The sequence below is a fragment of the Nitrosomonas sp. Nm84 genome, assembly GCF_003201565.1.
Classification (GTDB): domain Bacteria; phylum Pseudomonadota; class Gammaproteobacteria; order Burkholderiales; family Nitrosomonadaceae; genus Nitrosomonas.
The window spans coordinates 16,972-34,238 of the sequence record NZ_QJJP01000020.1 but is presented as its reverse complement, the minus strand read 5'-3'; the positions used below and the strand labels follow the sequence as shown (position 1 = coordinate 34,238).

Below are 17,267 nucleotides of genomic sequence, written 5' to 3'. Positions count from 1 at the left end.
TGAAATGAATCTGTCTGAATTGATTATTTTGATTAAGGAGTTGTTTGTTGCCGGTGGCATTGTTATGCCGCCGCTGGTGCTTTGTGTCTTGTTACTGTGGTACGGATTGGGGTATCGGTTCTGGGTCATGAAAACGCCCAAATTGATGGGGGTGCGCGACATGTTGCAATATTATCAGCAGCACGATGACCATCCGGCTAAGAATATTGTGGCACAAGCAATCAAGCAAGGCATCGCGCTAAAGAAGAAAGGTGTCAGAAATCTTCGGCGCCACCTGGATGCGGCTTTTTATGCGTATGAAAGGGAAATCGGTAAATTTTCTGTTCTGGTGCGCGTGGTGATTCTGATTTCTCCATTGTTGGGCTTATTGGGCACGGTGATTGGCATGATCGAAACGTTCGATTCCTTGGCAACCATGACATTGCACTCCCAATCCGGCGGTATTGCCGGCGGCATTTCGCAAGCCTTGTTTACCACGCAAATGGGGCTAACCGTTGCGATCCCGGGTTTGTTAGCGCATAGCATCCTAAACCGGAAGCAACATCAGATCGAACAGGATCTTGCCCAAGTCAAAGACCTGCTGTGCCATCAAACGCATAGCCATCACGCAACCCAAACAAAGAGTCACTCACAATGAGAAATCACGAACCGGCTGAAGCAGAAGCCACCATCGATATGGCGCCATTGATTGATATTGTTTTCATCTTGTTGATTTTCTTCATGGTGACAACGACTTTTGTCAAGGATATGAAGTTGGAATTGGAGCGGCCTAAAGCGAACAGCTCTGTCGCGGCATCGAGTAAGGCGATTCGCCTGTTTATCGATCGCAACGGCGATACTTATGTGGATGGCGAGCCGGTGCGGCTATGGCTGATACAAAGCAAGTTACGTGATTTGTTGAGTACTGCTTCCAGCAAAGTGATTCTGGTGGTAACGGACGAAGGTGTGCCAGCGGGCAAGCTGGTTGAAGTAGTCGATCAGGCACGTCTGGCGGGAGCCGAGAGCGTGGGTGTGGCAACTAAAAAAGAAGCGGGGTAAGGGAAAATGACAACGATGAAATTGCAGCAACACTTGGCAGGCGCGGTATCCATGCTATTTGGACTGATATTGGTTTTCGGTCTGATCGTGGTAATGAATCATTATATGGGGAAGATTGAAAAGACGCCTCCCCAGGAAGTCACAGAAATCAGCATGACCAGGGAGATCAAACAAGAACCCAAAAAAGAGATTAAGAAAGTGGAGCCGAAAAAACAAGTGACCCGGCCGCAAGCTCCCGCGCCTTTTAAAGGACTGGATACTGCGCTGTCCGGTATTGATCTGGGGCTACTGGGTTTGGATAACGGGCAGGGCGGGGGGCTGGATGACAGTTTATTGGGTAAAACCGGCAACACCGTCATGACGGCAGATCTGGTCGATATTCCGCCTAAACCGATCACACGCGGCGCTTTTAAATATCCACCGGCAGCCAAAAAAAATGGCGTCAAGGGCTATGTCGTTTTGTCGGTACTGGTTGAAGCGGATGGTTCGGTGAATCAGGTGCAAGTGCTCGAATCCAGCCCATCAGGGATTTTTGATTCGGCTGCTTTACAAGGCATTCGCGCATGGCATTTCGAGCCGGCAAAATATAAAGGCGATACCGTTCGGGTATGGGCCAAACAAAAGATTCGATTTGATCTTTCCTGATGTTTCCGCTGAATACTAATTTCGATGAATAAAATGAAATTCCCGATAACCAGGCAGATTCATTACTTCGTTGTTGCCATTATCCTGGGATATTACAGCAACTCAATATGGGCAGCTGAGAACAAAACTCAGCCGACAGATTTTCTCGAGCTGGCTGCCGTCATGTTGAAAGACGGTCATAACGATCGTGCTTTATTGGCATTACAAAGCGTTGATCTGGAAAACAAGAAAACAGATTTGGCCAGATTTTATACGTTGCAGGGCTTGGCTTATCTGGGTTTGAACGACCTTGAGGCAGCCAGGGACAGTTTGCAGCAAGCGATCAAGAATGGGCAAAAAGACCAGGCAATTTATATTTATTTAGCACAAATCTATTTCGGACTTAAAGACTATCAGCGGACTGTTGATGCGATTGGTAAGGCTGGTGAACAGGCCAGTAAAGACGCCACTTTGATAAGTTTAAAAGCGGAATCTTACTGGCATCTGAAACAAACCGAGGCCGCTATCAATGCACTGAATGATGGGCAGCGGATTTTTCCGGCAGACTTCCGTTTTCTCAAGCGTAAGGTTTTTTATTTTGTCGAGCTTGGGCTCTACCAGGAAGCGGTTCGGCTTGGCAGACAATATTTGCATCGTTCCAAAGCTGCGGCAGCCGATTATATTGCGTTGGGAAATGCATTGCGGCTCAGTAAAGAATATCAGGAAGCATTGAATATCCTGGAAATTGCGCGCCTGCAATTTCCTCATGATGAGATGGTTGCCAAGCTGCTGGCACATACCTATCTGGATCAAGGAAAACTCAATTCTGCGGCATTTATTCTTGAACAAGCGGCACTGCAGAATCCAAGTTTGCAAGCCGAAGCGGCAGAGATTTACCGGCGCGCGGGACGATTTCATATGGCATTGACGTTGAATGAAAGCATCAGCGATCAGAAAGTAAAATTGAAGCAGCGCTTATCCATTTTTTTGGCACTCAAGCGGTATGAGCATGCGGCCAATATGGAATCCGGCTTGTATCGCAACGGATTACTGGAAGATCAGGATGTCCGTTACGCATTGGCGTATGCATTGTTTTCAAGCCGCCGTTTTTCCGAAGCCAACAAGCACTTGGATCATTTAAAGAATGCCGAGCTTTTTCGCAAAGGCACCGAACTGCGTCGCCTGATGGAGGTTTGTAAAAACGAGCCATGGCAATGTACTTAATACGAATACTGCAGCCGCTTATGAATTCTGGCCCGCAAGCACCATCCGTTGCATTTCTCTCTATGCCGCCTTAATCGCCTTAATCAAGAAAGACACTTTCCTTAACTGATAACTAAAAATTTATCTTCACGAGCAATTGGATTGCGGGTGGAGAGGGGGCCTGATACGCCGAATGTGCACTGAATCTAACAAATCTCTCTGGTTTTGCGGTTTGCCTGGCATTGAAACATATGTCTTTGCTGTATTGGTTATTGTAGTTACTGTTCTGGTAAGCCCGTCTGCTTGGGGAGAAACTGAAAAGGCTGAGTTTTCCCTGCACTTGTTTCAAAATGGCCTGCCGATAGCCGATGCCGAATTGCTCATCAGTAGCGAGTCTTTTGATAAATCCAGCGCGAAGCTGATTTTCGAGGCGATGCCTGCTACGTATGCTTGGAAGGTCGGCGATGCACCGCTTAAAACCAACGAAAATGGCAGTCTGGCTGGTAAATTACCTCCCGGGCTTTACCAGTTTACGATCAAAACAGGAGCCCGGGAATTTACCTTTGATTTGCCGCTGCGTTCTGCAGAGAACGCGCAGATTCTGGTTACTTTTTATGCCAGTAAAAAAAGGCCGCTGCTCAATATTGAGAGCTCTGTCGCAGGTACGATGGCAGGCACGGATAAGGCTCCAGTGGCTACGCAAGATCAGGGCGATGGAATTCTCACGGTGCAGGTTTTATCTGCGGAAACTGCAAAACCCGTTAAGGATGTACAGGTTTTTTTAAGTGGTTCAAAGCAGAAATTAAGAACGGATGAACAAGGGAAAGTAACGGCAACGGTACCTGCCGGCAGTTACAGTGTGTCGTTGTTGCACAGCGCTTATAGCAGCCAAACGCAAGATGAAGTGAGCATTAAGGACGCACAGACGACCGATCTCAATTTTAAATTGACGCCAGCCGGTGTTGAGTTGGCAGAGTATGTGGTATTGGAACCTCATCTTGCGGGGACTGTTGCATCGATCATCGAAGAACAGCGCACCGCGACATCCGTTGCAACGGTTATCGGTGCCGAGCAATTCAGCCGGGCAGGGGATAGCGATGCTGCCAGTGCGTTACGCAGAGCTTCCGGATTAACGCTAGTGGGCGGTCAGTTCATTTTTATCCGGGGTTTGGGTGAGCGGTTTTCAACCACCCTGGTGAATGGTGCAGCAGTTCCCAGTCCGGATCCAACGCGGCGCGTTGTGCCGATGGATCTTTTTCCAACCAATATTCTGGAAAGCGTGATGGTGCAAAAAACTTATTCGCCAGATCGTCCTGCGGAGTTTGCAGGAGGTACGGTGGAATTGCGCACGCGCGGCATTCCCGATGCATTTTTCTTCAATTTAAATTTGCAAACGGGTATCAATGATAATACTACCTTCCAGGATGGCTTGAATTACAAAGGAGGTGGTACAGACTTTACCAGCTATGACGATGGCGCACGCGCATTACCGGATTCACTCGCTGATGCAACCAAAAATGGAAATCTGCAGCCAGCCTCCGCTTTTAATCCGAATGGCGTGACACCCGGGCAACTCGAAAAGCTGGGCGAGAACTTATCCGGTGTATGGGATGTGAACAGAAATAAACGCGGGCCGGATACCGGCTTTCAGACTTCGATGGGAGATAGCTTTAATTTTGGTGACTTCAGGGTGGGCTATATTGCCGCGGCGGGTTGGAAGCAGGAATTCAGAAAGCAAAATGAGCTCAATCGTGAGTTTGCTTCTTCGAGATTGGTAGAGACTCAGGATTTGGATGTACAGCGATCGTTGCGAGAAGTTGCGGTAACCGGCTATGCAGCGACGGAACTGGAATATAAAGACACTCACCGGTTATTTGCCAAGACCATGTTTTTGCGTCAGTCGGTCGATGAAGCGCGGATTTCTCAAGGGTTTGTTGATTCCGAAACAACTGATATTCGCAGGACGCGATTGCGGTTTTTCTCTAATCAATTATTGATGAATCAATTTGGCGGTGAACATCGATTTGACTGGTTGAAAGATTTTTCTGTCAATTGGTTATATACCGATGCCACTGCCAACCGGGATGAGCCTAAAACGAGGGATTATCGCTACGACGTGAGTCCAACAACTGGTAATTATATTTTTTCTCAAAGAGCGGATAGTAATGTGACCACGTTTGCCGACTTGGTCGACAAAGACCAGAGCTGGCGGGTGGATGGAAAATTGCCGCTGCAACTGACACCCCATCATAAATTGACGTTGAGTAGTGGATTGATTACTCAGAGTAAAAGCCGGGATGCGAGTGCGCGACGCTTTAGTTACTTTCGATTTGGCCCCGATGCATCGAATACTGCCATTACTTCACAATCATCGCTTGAAAGTATTTTGCAGCCGCAGTATATCGGTGCCAATGGATTCCAGCTTCGCGATGTGACGCGCTTGAGCGATCAATATACCGCTTCGCAGAATTTGTTGGCTTACTATGGCAAGCTGGATCTAATGTCCTATGAAAGAGTGAATATTACGGGTGGTTTACGCTGGGAAGACAATGATCAGAAAGTGCATACATTTTTAAGAGGCTTGCCTACAACAGCGCGATTAGATCGAATTGATATGCTACCGTCGGTAGTGGCTACTGTTTTTCTTACGGATAAACAGCAATTGCGGGCAGGTTTCAGTCAAACACTATCACGACCTGATTTCAGGGAATTATCGTCAGCTCCCTTCTTTGATATGAATACTAATCAGGAAACCGTTGGTAATCCCCAACTGAAACAAACAGCGATTACCAATTGGGATTTTCGCTGGGAATATTACTTATCACCCACTGAAAATGTTTTCGCCGGTTTTTTCTGGAAAGATTTAACTAGCCCTATTGAATTGGTTGCTCAACCAGGTACTGGCGCTTTAAATACCTATCAGAATGCGGAAAAAGCAAATGTGTATGGATTTGAATGGGAAGTATTAAAGAAACTGGATTTTGCACATCCGCTGTTGCAGAATTTCTATGTGGGCGGTAACTACACATGGTCTTTATCGAATGCTCAGTTGAGTGCGCAGAATCTGATTGCTCAGACAACGAACAATCGATCATTGCAAGGACACTCTGAACATATCATCAATTTTCAGATCGGGTATGACAATCCCAAATGGAAAACGCAAGCAACACTGCTATACAATGTTTCCAGCAAGCGCATCATGGCGGCCGGTGTATTGACCGCGCCGGACAAATATGAACAACCTGTACATCAACTGGATTTCGTGTTCAGCCAGAATCTATATCGAGGGCTATCCATGCAGGCTTCCATGCAAAATTTATTGGATGATGACATACGCATTACACAGGGCGATGAAATTACACGCCAGTTCCGCCGCGGGCGCTTTTTTAATCTGAGTGTGCGTCTGGCATATTAGTCATGGGAGTCACGTGATACAAATTTGCTCCGTCCAGCGGTCGTCTGAGAAATACTTTAATGCCGCGCTCTTGATTATTCTATTTTTAGGTTTACAATCAAAACATTGATGTGGTTTGAGAGAGGTTTGGTCACGCTATGCTACGTCAATACGTTGTCTAAGCAGTCCTCTGCAAGTTGTTGAAAAACATTTTCGAGATCGGTAACAAGCAGAAACAGGCGAAGAAGCGCGGTTTATGCGTCATCAATGCGCATTTGAACCTGTTTTTGACATCGTGACGGCAACATAGATAGTTTTCAACGGCCTGCTAACATCAATTCAGGGAGCAATCGTTATGAATCTAAGATTAAAGAAAAAACATCTTGTGCAAGTCGTGACAATAGCGCTGGGCAGTATGTTCGCGCTCACTGCGCACACCGCACCCAGCGTGATTACCAATGGTGTTGATACGCTGGCTACGATTGATGATGCCGGTTATTTTTCTGAAACGGGTTCGTTCGGACTCAGTTTTATGGACAGAGAATTTGTTAATCACGGTACTTTCTGGTCTTTTTACTCGCTCAATGCAAATGGTTCGTCCATCGGAATTGCCAATGAAAACGGTGGATCTAATCCATTCAATTCTACAGCGATCACTGATATCGACGGCTCAGTGCTGGTTACGAGCGGCCTCGGCAGTGATTGGTCAATTGTCGAGAGAGTCACTATTCCTTCGAGCGGGCACGTCGCGGTTCAGATTCAACTGACGAACAATACCGGCGCTACCGCGACCAATGTTGAATGGGGTGTCGGTATTGACCCGGACCAAGGCGTGCCGGCGGGCCTTGGTTATGAAACGCGCAATGTAATTAATGCACTGGGGGATGGTGCTTCGGTAACTGCCACAAGTTCGGATGGTTGGGCGATCACTTTGGCAGACTTGATTGGCGGATCGGCAAATGCGGTGGTTGCCTATGTCGATCCCTCTTGCTGCGATCTAGATCCTCATAATATGTTAATGTCTGGGCAAGCACCTGGCAATTATGGCTTTTCCGATGTGTTAATCGATCTGGCTTATGATCTGGGTACCATCGCCAATAACCAATCGATCAGCTTCGGTTACGAATACGTGATGGCTATCACCGATCCTTTTACACCTCCTCCTCCTGTTCCTGAACCGACGACCTACGCCATGCTATTGGCCGGATTGGGATTGCTGGGTTTTGCTGTGCGCCGCAGGAAGGAAACGGCATAAACTGATTTCAGCTGGCAGTATTTCACTGAATCCCGCTGCTACAGCGGGGTTTGTTTTTTTAGAATTGAATTCCAATCCTCTGGTGCCGTTTTTATCCGCACGTTCAACTTGACTGCTTTTCCAGATATCCACTTCAGACCTATTCGCACGTCCAGCATGCATTAATTTTCTCCAGGCTATAGTAAAGCCATCAATTGATACTATGGTTAGAGCCAATCAGAAGGGGATTCCATCATGAAAAAATTACTACGCATTCTTGTTGCAGCGAGTGACATGTACGACTGCTTCCCTCATCAGGCTTTGAGCCTTCCAACTACCAGCCGGATAACTCAGCGCATTCATCCGAGCAGTATTGGTTAAATTCCAAAGAACCAGCTGATTGCGATAAGTAAAGCAAAGCTGATCACGCTTAACCATTTGTTCCTGTAAAACTGCCACTGCATCCGCATTTAACGGCACACCTCCCGCGGTGCGCCATTTTTAGTACGATTCAGCCATGCTGCTATGGTCATTTCATGCCTGAATTGCGATAATGGATAAAAGCCCCAATTAAGGAATTAGAATGACTACTAGACCGAAGATTATCATTTCGTCACTTGACGCTATCAGACTGGAAAAGCTACTGGAATCACTGCCCGATTCTATGTTCCCAGGCAAAGATAATTTGGAGGCTGAGCTTGCTCGCGCAGAAGTGGTCGATCCTAAAGAGATTCCATCGACTGTGGTGACAATGAACTCGACCGTAAAATTCGAGATCGTATCTACATCAAAAGATTTTTATTTGACATTGGTATATCCCAAAGATGTTGATGCCAATGGCGGCACCATTTCCATACTTGCGCCTGTGGGAAGTGCGCTGCTGGGTCTTTCCCAAGGAGATGAAATTGAGTGGCCGAAACCTGGTGGCGGGGTGTTGCAAGTGCGCATCAAAGAAGTTACTTATCAACCAGAACGTTCTGGTGAGTACCTTCGTTAAATATGCCTGTTCGGAGCCCGAGCTTGACTGAGTGTGCTGTCAAGAATGGAGTCTATTGATTTAAGCAGCGAGTAAATCGCACATAGTATTGCTGGGAAAATTGTACTGACGACAGGATATTTCCGATCGGCTCCAGTGCTTGTTAAACCAATCTATTTATTCCAAGGTCGCGAACTCCGCATTGTCGATATTGTGCCAAGAGGTAGGTAACAACAGTCATTTTGATGCCTCTACCAGCGTCAATCCACCTTCTTTTAAAAAACTCAACTGATTGATCTCGAAATTCCTGATTATATCTGGTACGCAGTAATCTCATCTCCATCCCCCATTTCATGAAACTTCGGACCCCGCAAAAATCAGCATAACTTACGTTCAGCGTGCATTAATCTTCTCCAAGCTATAGTAAAGCCATCAATGAGCACTATGGTTAAAGTCAAACAGGGGAGGCATCATGAAAAAATTACTACTCATTCTTGTCGCAGTGATGTTGCTCAGCGGTTTTCGTGCGCCCAATGGCAATATCATCTCCAAAGGGGATTTGTCGGATAAGTTGCTGATCAATTTAGGTGAGCCGACTATACGGACTGATCTGGGGCTTATCCAAACTCGTGCCTTTGGCGGCATTGTCTACATTAAACGGGAAGTGTGGACCTATCGAATAGATGAGTATAACTATCGCTTCACTATTGAAAACGGACAGATTGTCGCAGATCATTGGTCACGGTTTTAACTGATAAGAAACTGTTTAAAGCAAAACCTTTTGTGGAGCAATATTTTTTGATCGTCGTTGGTTTCTTTTTCACATGTATTGACATGTGTATGTAATACGCCTGTCATGTTGGCCTGTTAGATTGGCTCACCCTAAATAAAAATCGGAGGTGGGCTTATTATGTATCAATTAAAAAATATAAAAGAGCAATTACTAACAACATCAGCAATCCTATTAAGCAGCATTGCATTTAATGCGCATGCGACAGCAACGTATGATCCTGCAACTAATACAGTAAGTCTTCCCGTTGTTGAAGTGCTGAGCGGCGGATCTTCAGCATTTTATAACGCACAATTACAGCTTGTTGGAAGCGAATTACAACTGGTTTCTGCTAATCCGGTTGCTGCGGTAACAGGGCAGCGTAATGTGTTTGATTCGGATACGAATTCAGTGCATGTAGCTTCAGTAACGGTGGGCGCCGACAGCTATTATGCCAAATTGAAATTGGTGCCTGGTTCCGATCCAATGCGTTTTACCATCGATCAGTTGGTCAATAACGTATTTATCGGTTGCCCAAGCTTTGCACAACCGGGATCCTCAGCGAATTCTTGTGTCTTAAGTGGCACGATTACTTCGGATGTCACTTTGACAAAGAACATTGAATGGGTATTGCAGGGCAATGTTTTTGTGGGTGCTGATAATGCCCAAAATGCTACGCTTACCATTAATCCTGGAACTAAAATCGTTGGTGTGGGTGGTCAGGGGGACCAAGCAGCTTTCCTGTGGATCAGACGTGGCTCAAAGATCATGGCTGAAGGAACACCGGACAATCCAATTGTCATGACTGGCCCCACTGAGGCATCGGCTGGCGAATGGGGCGGTTTGCTTATCTCCGGCAATGCGCCGGTGAACGGATGTAATGAAGGCGTGCCAGTCTGTGAAGTTCCTTTTGAGGCTTTTGTCAGTGAAATCTACGGTGGCAACAATCCGGCTGATAACAGTGGCGTACTTAAATATACACAGATACGTTTTGCCGGAAGTGCTGTACGTCAGGATGAAGAACTCAATGGTCTGACACTCAATGGTGTGGGTTCAGGAACGATTATTGACTATGTACAAGTCCACGAAGGTTTGGATGACGGTGTCGAAATTTTTGGCGGTACGGTAAAGATGAAGCATCTGGTGCTCACGAACATTCAGGATGACTCTTTGGACTGGACCAATGGCTGGCAAGGTCGTGCGCAGTTTGTCTTGATTAAACAATCGGATACCATTGGTGATCGCGGCATTGAAGCTGACAACAATGAGAGAAATCATGACAGCATTCCTCGTGCTCAACCGATTCTGTCCAATTTGACCATTATTGGTCGTACTGGTGATTCAGCAACACAAGGTGTGTTATTGCGTCGTGGAACGGGTGCGAATATTTGGAATTCCGTCATTACCGGCGCTCCAACTTGCTTGATGATCGATGGTGAAAGAACCTTTGCGAATGCGGGTGCACCAGGTAGTCTGACAGGTGGATTAACCATGCAAAATTCGTTTGTCAATTGTGCTGCCAATTTTGCCGATGGCGAGGGTGCTGCGTTTACCACATCCGATTGGTTCTTGTCGCAATCCGAAAACCAAGCGATTGATCCTCTTCTGAGTGGCTACTTGCCGGCAACCGGATCGCCGTTGATTCTGGGTGGTGCCGCTGTCAATGACTCATTCTTTGATGTGGTGGATTATGCCGGTGCATTCAAAGATGCGAACGATGACTGGACGCAAGAATGGACTTTCAACTTTAACTAATCCTTGTTGATCTGAAAGATTTCTCTGCTTCTATACTGAACAGGGAGCTTTCACCCACTCAGTGGGTTCCTCTCTCCGCTGAGTTCATGACGAAATCACTGATTGTCTTTATGCAATCAGTGATTTTTTCTTTTAAAGGCCCGCATGAATTCTGAGAGAAAGAGAACTGCAATAAAGCATTCATGAAAAATTCATTTTGCTGACATCAGCGTTTCATGTCAGGTCGATAGAGTAGCAGCGACGAATGCAGTTTATTTGGTTTATCGTCCCGAAGTTTATCGAATGTAATCCTCAGTTTCTATGGAGAACCACATGAAGAAATCGATGCTAATGCTGCCTATTTGTGCTGCTTTAACCACCATTGTCTATGCTGATGCGGTATATATTAATGGCCCTATGAAGTTCAAGCCGATCGCTGCTTCCGCCTATGAGCAAACGACGGCCGATCCGCTCATTTTGAATAGTAAACCTTGGGTGATTCCAGCAGGCTTTACTCAGTACATTATTTCTGATGAGAGTAACTTGGATATTTTTCCAAATTCTAACGATTGGAATGACATGAATACCGCCAATGAAACCGGGAAGCATGCCGGTAGGTATCTTTACCGCACGCATGAAGTACGCCCGAGTGCCAGTCCTTATTTGGGTGGTGCAGTGTCGATCGTAGACTTAAAAACTGGTGTGACCGAAATTTTGGCGCAGCGTGCTGACTGGGAAGCCTTGGACGGTCTGGTATGGACACCTTGGCAAACGCTGCTGTTTGCGGAAGAAACCATCACAGCGCAATTGCCCGATCCTGATGCGCCTAATGCACAAAGCGGCATGTTATATGAATTGAAATTTGCGCAAGACGATCCGACGATTGTCGAGGAAATCAAAGTGCGACCTATGCTGGGATCGTTAGCGCACGAAGGTATTGAGGTGGATGAAGAAGGTAATGTGTATGTGATCGATGAGGATAGAAAAGGCGCTATCTATAAATTCGCTCCCAATAACTTTGGTGACCTGAGCAGCGGTCAGTTGTATGCGCTGCGGGTGAGAAATGGTCAGAAAACCGGGGAAGCCGAATGGGTGGCTTTGGATATGAATCAGGTGCAAATCAATGCCAGAATCGCTGCACAGGCAGTGAATGCCACTCCTTTCTGCCGTCCGGAAGATTTGGAGCGTATTGGCCGTACACTCTACGCTGCGCTTACCTGCGAAGATGCCACCGATCCTGCTAACACCAGCGGTCCAGGAGCGATACTTGCCGTGCACCTTGCCGCCGTACCGAAGGTGAATTATTTTGTACAGCCCGGCGTGAATGTGCCATTTGAAGTTAAACCAACCGGCACTGCGCCTGGAGTAACCGGTTTCAAGAGCCCGGATAATCTGGCAAAAGGCCCGGATGATAAGTTATGGATTGTTGAAGATAACGAGAATAGCGATATCTGGGTGGCTTTGCCTGATGAAGATGATGATGGCTACAGCGATGGTGTGCACCTGTTTGCTTCTCTAAAAGATAAAGGTGCGGAAGGAACAGGCATTTATTTCGGCAAGGATCCGTACACTTTGTTCGTCAACGTACAGCATTCCGAAACGGGCAATGACAAAACCATGGCGATTACCCGTAGAGCCGTTGAGTCTAAAGAATAATTCCTGGGAGTAAAAATCATGAAAAACGACAATACTTTCATCGTTGTGGCCACGAGCATTTGCTTGATTCTGTTAGGCGTAGTGTATGGCGTTTCATTGTATGAGCTTGATGTAGATTGGGACAGCATTTCGGGCATTATCTTGGGAGTTTATCTCTATGTGGCTTACCTTTTGCTCAATATTGTCTGTGTCAAGCCCAAAAATCGGCTGCAATCTTCTCAAAGAGCGGCGTTGCATGGAATGCATGGAAAAAATCCACAGGTATATCGCAATGACGTATATGAATATTAAAAGCCAAGCGATTGTTTATTAATATAATATTTTGTTGTCAATTAAGGTGTTCCTATATTCAAGGAATCTTTCAGGATTCCAACGGTCTCTACAGATATCTATACTCCCCTTTGTTTGTGTAGATAAACCGCTTAACCCAAGCACTTCTGTGAGTGGAAGTGTCACAACGATCCAGGGGATCGGGGGCGTGTTGAATTGGGTTTTATATTTCGTTTCTACCTCCACTAACGCACCTCCCAGCCAGCGAATTGTTGGCAGCCGTTGGGGGGGCTTCCATCCTTTCAAGCAATATCCTTGTCATCGCCTTGAATACTATCTGATTAAGATTTCATCTGATTTAGGCGCCATTGCCCATTGCTTTTTAGGCAGGAGAATTTTAGATGAAACTACTTTGGTCGCCTCTGCAAAATTCACATAGCCATGGTTATGGTTTTGTATACACACAAGCTTTGCAGATATATGATTGTTTTTTCTAGACAGAAGTTAGTCAGTCGAGGCATAACAAAACGCAACAAAATACCCTTTAACCCCAAGCAGAGTACTGTTCTTATCAGCCAGCAGCGATCCATGCGATGATCTCTGATTTCAAATGCCCGATGGCAGGCTCCACGGCCTGCCGATGCTTGAGCCAACGGTGTTGCAGCTTTGTCAGCGACTTGAACTTTGCTCTCTTGCAGCACGATGCCAAGGATTGTGCGCTGGCGTTTAACGGTTTTACGCATGCGACGAAATTGCTTGGCAGGCTATAACCATCAGCTTTGCGGTGTAGTTCCTTGCCTTCCTTGTGTAGCTTTGCTTCAAGATGATGCCGCTGCGTTTGGCCGCCTGTACGATTTTGCTACGGGCAATTTCCAGCAAGCGGCTATCCACTGGATGCGCGATCGCTTTTTCTTGTACTGTCGTAGCGACGATGACGCGTTCAAGTTCAGCCGATTTCGCTACATTCACCTGCACGGTAACGTCAATCGTTGCCTTCAGCAGCGCTCTAACACCGGATTCACTAATGGCAGTGCGCAAGCGTCCTATCTGAGTAGTGTCACAGGGTAACTTCGGTGTGTACGTCTGGCTACTGAAATACTGCCAGATCACATTCTCGGACCAGCGAATCATCAGTTCTTCGTCACTGAGATTGAATGCACATGCTCCAGATACAGCATGGAAATCATCAACCAAATCGGCAAACGCTGCCGCCCAGCAGCACTTACGCCCCTATCGGCAATACCAGCGTTGTGCCGAAAAGGCCGCTGATCTCCACTACTTCTCCTTGACGATCCTTACGTTCAAAAGCTGATGTAAGCGCTTGCTTCGATCTGCGATCACGCAATCGATTTGCCAGCACCGCCAAGGGGTGGTGCAGATCAATCATCTGGTCTAGGCGAGCATGTGCAGAGTTCTCATCTCATTTGTCTTTTCATTACGCTATCTTCTCAAGGAATAGAGCCTCCTGTAAAACCAGGACGATTCATATTTAAAAATACCTACCTAAAGTAGTTTTTTTATAAGAAAGAATTACAAATAAATTTGTTATATTTTCCAGAGAAATTTCATAGCTTTTGTCACAGCTGCATTTTTGATTCATTTATAAACTTATTTAGCTGATCAATTCTATTAGAGGGGTTGTGTGATGAACTGGAGTCTTAAGCAGATTTTTATGGCAATGGGAAGTTTGATTGCTTTGTTAGCGATAATTGCTATTGGTAGCATTATCATGAGTAGGCACTATTCAGGTGTATTAAGTGAAGCGGCAACGAATCGCTACCAAATGTATCAATTAGCCGATGAGATGCGCCAAAGCTCCGATGATTTGACGCGCTTAGCTCGCACTTATGTTGTCAGTGGTGGCGAAGCCAAATGGGAAAAGCAATATTTTGAGATTCTCGATATCCGTAACGGCAAAATACCTCGCCCGCAAGGCTATGAGCAGATCTATTGGGATTTTCGCGCAGCCGATATTGATCCTTCGAAAGGTCAAGGTGAAACAATTGCTTTAATCGATTTGATGAAAAAATATGGTATTTCAGAAATCGAACTTGCTAAACTTTCCGAAGCGCAAGCCAATTCAAACGAATTGGTGCAAACCGAAACGATTGCGATGAACATGGTGAAAGGCTTATATGCGGATAGCGCTGGTGGTTTTACCGTGAAAGGTGAACCCGATTTTGCAAAAGCTCGAGATATGATGCATAACTTGGCTTACCATCAATATAAAGCCAAAATTATGAAGCCAGTCAATGAATTCTTTCTGTTGCTCGATCAACGTACGCAAAATGAATTCACTAATGCTCAAATCCTAAGTAGATATTGGGAATATGCGGCTATAACGTCAACCATTATTATGTCAGTTATGGTTTTGATAGCGTTATTTGTTGTTAGAAAACGTACTTCGGCTTTGTTGACACAAGTAAACAACATTGCAGAAGGTATTGCTGAGGGTAATTTAAGCCAAAAGATTAATGTCTCAGATCATAGTGAAGAAGGTAAGTTGCTATCTATCATGGATATGATGCAAGACAAGCTTGCCAGCGTTGTTGGCACCATTCGCATAAATGCTGAAGGTGTTGCTTCAGCTAGTTCTGAAATTGCACAAGGTAACTTTGATCTAAGCAATCGTACGGAAGAGCAAGCATCCAGTTTGGAAGAAACCGCTTCGTCAATGGAAGAATTGACTTCGACAGTCAAACAAAATGCCGACAATGCTCGTCAAGCCAATCAATTAGCCGAAGGCGCATCGACTGTTGCAATTAAAGGTGGCGAGGTAGTCAATGAAGTTGTCAATACGATGAAATCGATCAACCAAAGTTCGCATAAAATTGTTGACATCATTAGTGTCATTGATAGTATCGCATTCCAAACCAACATTTTGGCGCTGAATGCAGCCGTAGAAGCAGCTCGCGCAGGTGAGCAAGGCCGAGGATTTGCGGTGGTTGCGACCGAAGTTCGCACGTTAGCACAACGCTCTGCGGTCGCAGCTAGAGAAATCAAAGAGCTGATCAATGATTCAGTCAGTGAAATTGATAAAGGTACACATTTAGTGGATGAAGCCGGTATGACTATGGATGAGATTGTCAATTCTGTAAAACGTGTCACCGATATCATGAACGAAATTTCCGCAGCTTCAAATGAACAAAGTGCTGGTATCGAACAAATCAATCAAGCTGTTACACAAATGGATGAAACAACCCAACAAAATGCTGCATTGGTTGAACAAACTGCAGCGGCTGCAGAAAGCTTGAGATATCAAGCGCAACAATTGGTACATGCGATTGCGATGTTTCAAATTGATCAAGGTAAGAAAACAGCAGTTTTAAACGCTAACGGGAAATCAGAAGCTTCTGCATCTTCATCCGAGCGTAATGTAGAGCGCCGTGCTCCTAACCGTGCTCAGAACGTTTCGCGTTTAACTGAATTTGGCTCTAAATCTGTAGCAACAGGTACTGAAGATTGAGGTGGTCTTCTACAATTGTACTGAGACCTTTGCTAAACCACGAGAATTATTTATTTCGCTGTAATTCCCCATAATACTGGCTAGATAATGTAGTTACGAGATAGAAGATATGTGACCTGGTTTAATGGGACTGGACTGTCCAGTTCCATTAAACCAGGTCAGCCTTGGTGGGACAGGGCTATTTTGAGGCGGCGCGTGCCATATGTATTCCGGCTTTTTTCAAATGCATTTTTTACAATACTGCTGAATTGCCCATCATCTCGTTCCCTGAATGAAGGAACTCGATGCAACCAGCGTAGTAGGCGCTCTGTGAGACCTGTAAAAACCGGCACATCGATAACACAGCGCATTCATCCCGATGCTGTTTGATCCAGGCGTACTTCACCGTTGCCCCTTGGCAAAGTACGCCGCCTTTTTTAATAGGTCACGCTCCTCGGTCAGTTGGGCAACCTCTTTCTTTAGCCGCTTTAACTCTTCATAGAGATGTGCGTCAGTGCGCACTGCCTTTATGTTATCTACCGGTCGACTGTATTTATTCATCCATGTATGCAAGGTGTTTTCATTGACACCAATATCCCGGGCGGTTTGAGCCACCGATTTATCCGATTCAATGGCTAGCTTTACTGATGATTCCCTAAATTCAGCTGTATAAACTTTGGGTTTCTCTTGGTTCATTTAGATACACTCCTTCTTTCAGTTATTTTAAGGAATGTGTCCAGTTTAGTGTAGCCACATCTTTTTTTCGGTGTTTCTCCTACACAATGTCAGATAAAGTGGGTATTCAACCCACGCTATTTAATGGTACAGTCAAGGATGGTAAAAATCGATAAGTTGTGATTTTACCTGTTGTTGTAATTCCAGCTTGTCACAAATCTACGCGGAATGTGGCAGGAAGCGGTCCGA

The 17,267-nt window shown here is 45.7% G+C and carries 18 protein-coding genes; 12 read left to right on the top strand and 6 right to left on the bottom strand.

Annotation, left to right across the window (positions count from 1 at the left end; all coding sequences use genetic code 11):
- Window positions 1–4: 4 nt before the first annotated feature.
- The 6 genes from C8R34_RS10790 to C8R34_RS17400 all read left to right on the top strand — a co-directional run bounded on the left by C8R34_RS10790 (window position 5) and on the right by C8R34_RS17400 (window position 7,514).
- Window positions 5–637 carry a MotA/TolQ/ExbB proton channel family protein gene (locus C8R34_RS10790; protein WP_110340577.1) on the top strand — a complete coding sequence of 211 codons (633 nt, stop codon included), beginning with the start codon at window positions 5–7 and terminating at the stop codon, window positions 635–637.
- Entirely contained in the window at window positions 634–1,038 is a 405-nt protein-coding gene (locus C8R34_RS10785; protein WP_110340575.1) for a biopolymer transporter ExbD, read from the top strand. Before C8R34_RS10790 ends, C8R34_RS10785 begins: the two co-directional genes overlap by 4 nt.
- 6 nt (window positions 1,039–1,044) lie before the next feature.
- Window positions 1,045–1,683, top strand: a complete 639-nt coding sequence (locus C8R34_RS10780) for an energy transducer TonB (protein WP_258364466.1) — start codon at window positions 1,045–1,047, stop codon at window positions 1,681–1,683.
- A gap of 24 nt (window positions 1,684–1,707) precedes the next feature.
- Window positions 1,708–2,886 (top strand): lipopolysaccharide assembly protein LapB, encoded by a 1,179-nt coding sequence (locus C8R34_RS10775; RefSeq protein WP_258364465.1) that lies wholly within the window; start codon window positions 1,708–1,710, stop codon window positions 2,884–2,886.
- A 211-nt stretch (window positions 2,887–3,097) separates the two neighbouring features.
- Complete coding sequence (locus tag C8R34_RS10770) at window positions 3,098–6,280, top strand: TonB-dependent receptor (protein WP_258364464.1); 3,183 nt, start codon at window positions 3,098–3,100, stop codon at window positions 6,278–6,280.
- A 334-nt stretch (window positions 6,281–6,614) separates the two neighbouring features.
- Window positions 6,615–7,514: a PEP-CTERM sorting domain-containing protein gene (locus C8R34_RS17400; RefSeq protein ID WP_375342125.1), complete on the top strand. Its 900-nt coding sequence runs from the start codon at window positions 6,615–6,617 to the stop codon at window positions 7,512–7,514.
- 246 nt (window positions 7,515–7,760) lie between these two features.
- On the opposite strand, the gene C8R34_RS16500 is transcribed toward C8R34_RS17400, so the two are convergent.
- Window positions 7,761–7,931 carry a hypothetical protein gene (locus C8R34_RS16500; RefSeq protein WP_219999588.1) on the bottom strand — a complete coding sequence of 57 codons (171 nt, stop codon included), beginning with the start codon at window positions 7,929–7,931 and terminating at the stop codon, window positions 7,761–7,763.
- A 145-nt stretch (window positions 7,932–8,076) separates the two neighbouring features.
- On the opposite strand from C8R34_RS16500, the gene rnk reads away from it, so the two are divergent.
- The 5 genes from rnk to C8R34_RS10730 all read left to right on the top strand — a co-directional run bounded on the left by rnk (window position 8,077) and on the right by C8R34_RS10730 (window position 12,919).
- Window positions 8,077–8,490 carry a nucleoside diphosphate kinase regulator gene (gene rnk, locus C8R34_RS10755; RefSeq protein ID WP_110340569.1) on the top strand — a complete coding sequence of 138 codons (414 nt, stop codon included), beginning with the start codon at window positions 8,077–8,079 and terminating at the stop codon, window positions 8,488–8,490.
- A gap of 451 nt (window positions 8,491–8,941) precedes the next feature.
- On the top strand, window positions 8,942–9,220 hold the full coding sequence (locus tag C8R34_RS10745) for a hypothetical protein (RefSeq protein WP_110340565.1): 279 nt from the start codon (window positions 8,942–8,944) through the stop codon (window positions 9,218–9,220).
- A 159-nt stretch (window positions 9,221–9,379) separates the two neighbouring features.
- Window positions 9,380–10,993: a hypothetical protein gene (locus tag C8R34_RS10740; protein WP_110340563.1), complete on the top strand. Its 1,614-nt coding sequence runs from the start codon at window positions 9,380–9,382 to the stop codon at window positions 10,991–10,993.
- Between the two features lie 312 nt (window positions 10,994–11,305).
- The gene (locus C8R34_RS10735; RefSeq protein WP_110340561.1) at window positions 11,306–12,628 is read left to right on the top strand and encodes an alkaline phosphatase PhoX; all 1,323 of its coding nucleotides are present in this window, start codon (window positions 11,306–11,308) and stop codon (window positions 12,626–12,628) included.
- Between the two features lie 18 nt (window positions 12,629–12,646).
- Window positions 12,647–12,919, top strand: a complete 273-nt coding sequence (locus C8R34_RS10730; protein WP_110340559.1) for a hypothetical protein — start codon at window positions 12,647–12,649, stop codon at window positions 12,917–12,919.
- Window positions 12,920–13,329: 410 nt separating this feature from the next.
- Here the strand turns inward: C8R34_RS10730 and C8R34_RS17395 are convergent, their stop codons facing one another.
- Genes C8R34_RS17395 through C8R34_RS17390 form a run of 3 tightly spaced genes read right to left on the bottom strand, consistent with a single transcriptional unit; the run spans window position 13,330 to window position 14,285 of the window.
- Entirely contained in the window at window positions 13,330–13,641 is a 312-nt protein-coding gene (locus C8R34_RS17395) for a hypothetical protein (protein WP_110340557.1), read from the bottom strand.
- Entirely contained in the window at window positions 13,634–14,092 is a 459-nt protein-coding gene (locus C8R34_RS17075; RefSeq protein ID WP_110340555.1) for a transposase, read from the bottom strand. The genes C8R34_RS17395 and C8R34_RS17075 overlap by 8 nt, the downstream gene beginning before the upstream one ends.
- 28 nt (window positions 14,093–14,120) lie before the next feature.
- Window positions 14,121–14,285 (bottom strand): hypothetical protein, encoded by a 165-nt coding sequence (locus C8R34_RS17390; RefSeq protein WP_165872559.1) that lies wholly within the window; start codon window positions 14,283–14,285, stop codon window positions 14,121–14,123.
- A 258-nt stretch (window positions 14,286–14,543) separates the two neighbouring features.
- Between C8R34_RS17390 and C8R34_RS17285 the strand changes: the two genes are divergently transcribed.
- Complete coding sequence (locus C8R34_RS17285; protein WP_110340553.1) at window positions 14,544–16,364, top strand: methyl-accepting chemotaxis protein; 1,821 nt, start codon at window positions 14,544–14,546, stop codon at window positions 16,362–16,364.
- A 158-nt stretch (window positions 16,365–16,522) separates the two neighbouring features.
- On the opposite strand, the gene C8R34_RS10710 is transcribed toward C8R34_RS17285, so the two are convergent.
- Together C8R34_RS10710 and C8R34_RS10705 are read right to left on the bottom strand one after the other, a co-directional pair.
- Window positions 16,523–16,714 carry a hypothetical protein gene (locus C8R34_RS10710; RefSeq protein WP_110340551.1) on the bottom strand — a complete coding sequence of 64 codons (192 nt, stop codon included), beginning with the start codon at window positions 16,712–16,714 and terminating at the stop codon, window positions 16,523–16,525.
- A gap of 31 nt (window positions 16,715–16,745) precedes the next feature.
- A complete protein-coding gene (locus C8R34_RS10705; protein WP_110340549.1) occupies window positions 16,746–17,039 on the bottom strand; it encodes a transposase in 294 nt (97 codons plus the stop codon).
- Window positions 17,040–17,267: the final 228 nt, after the last annotated feature.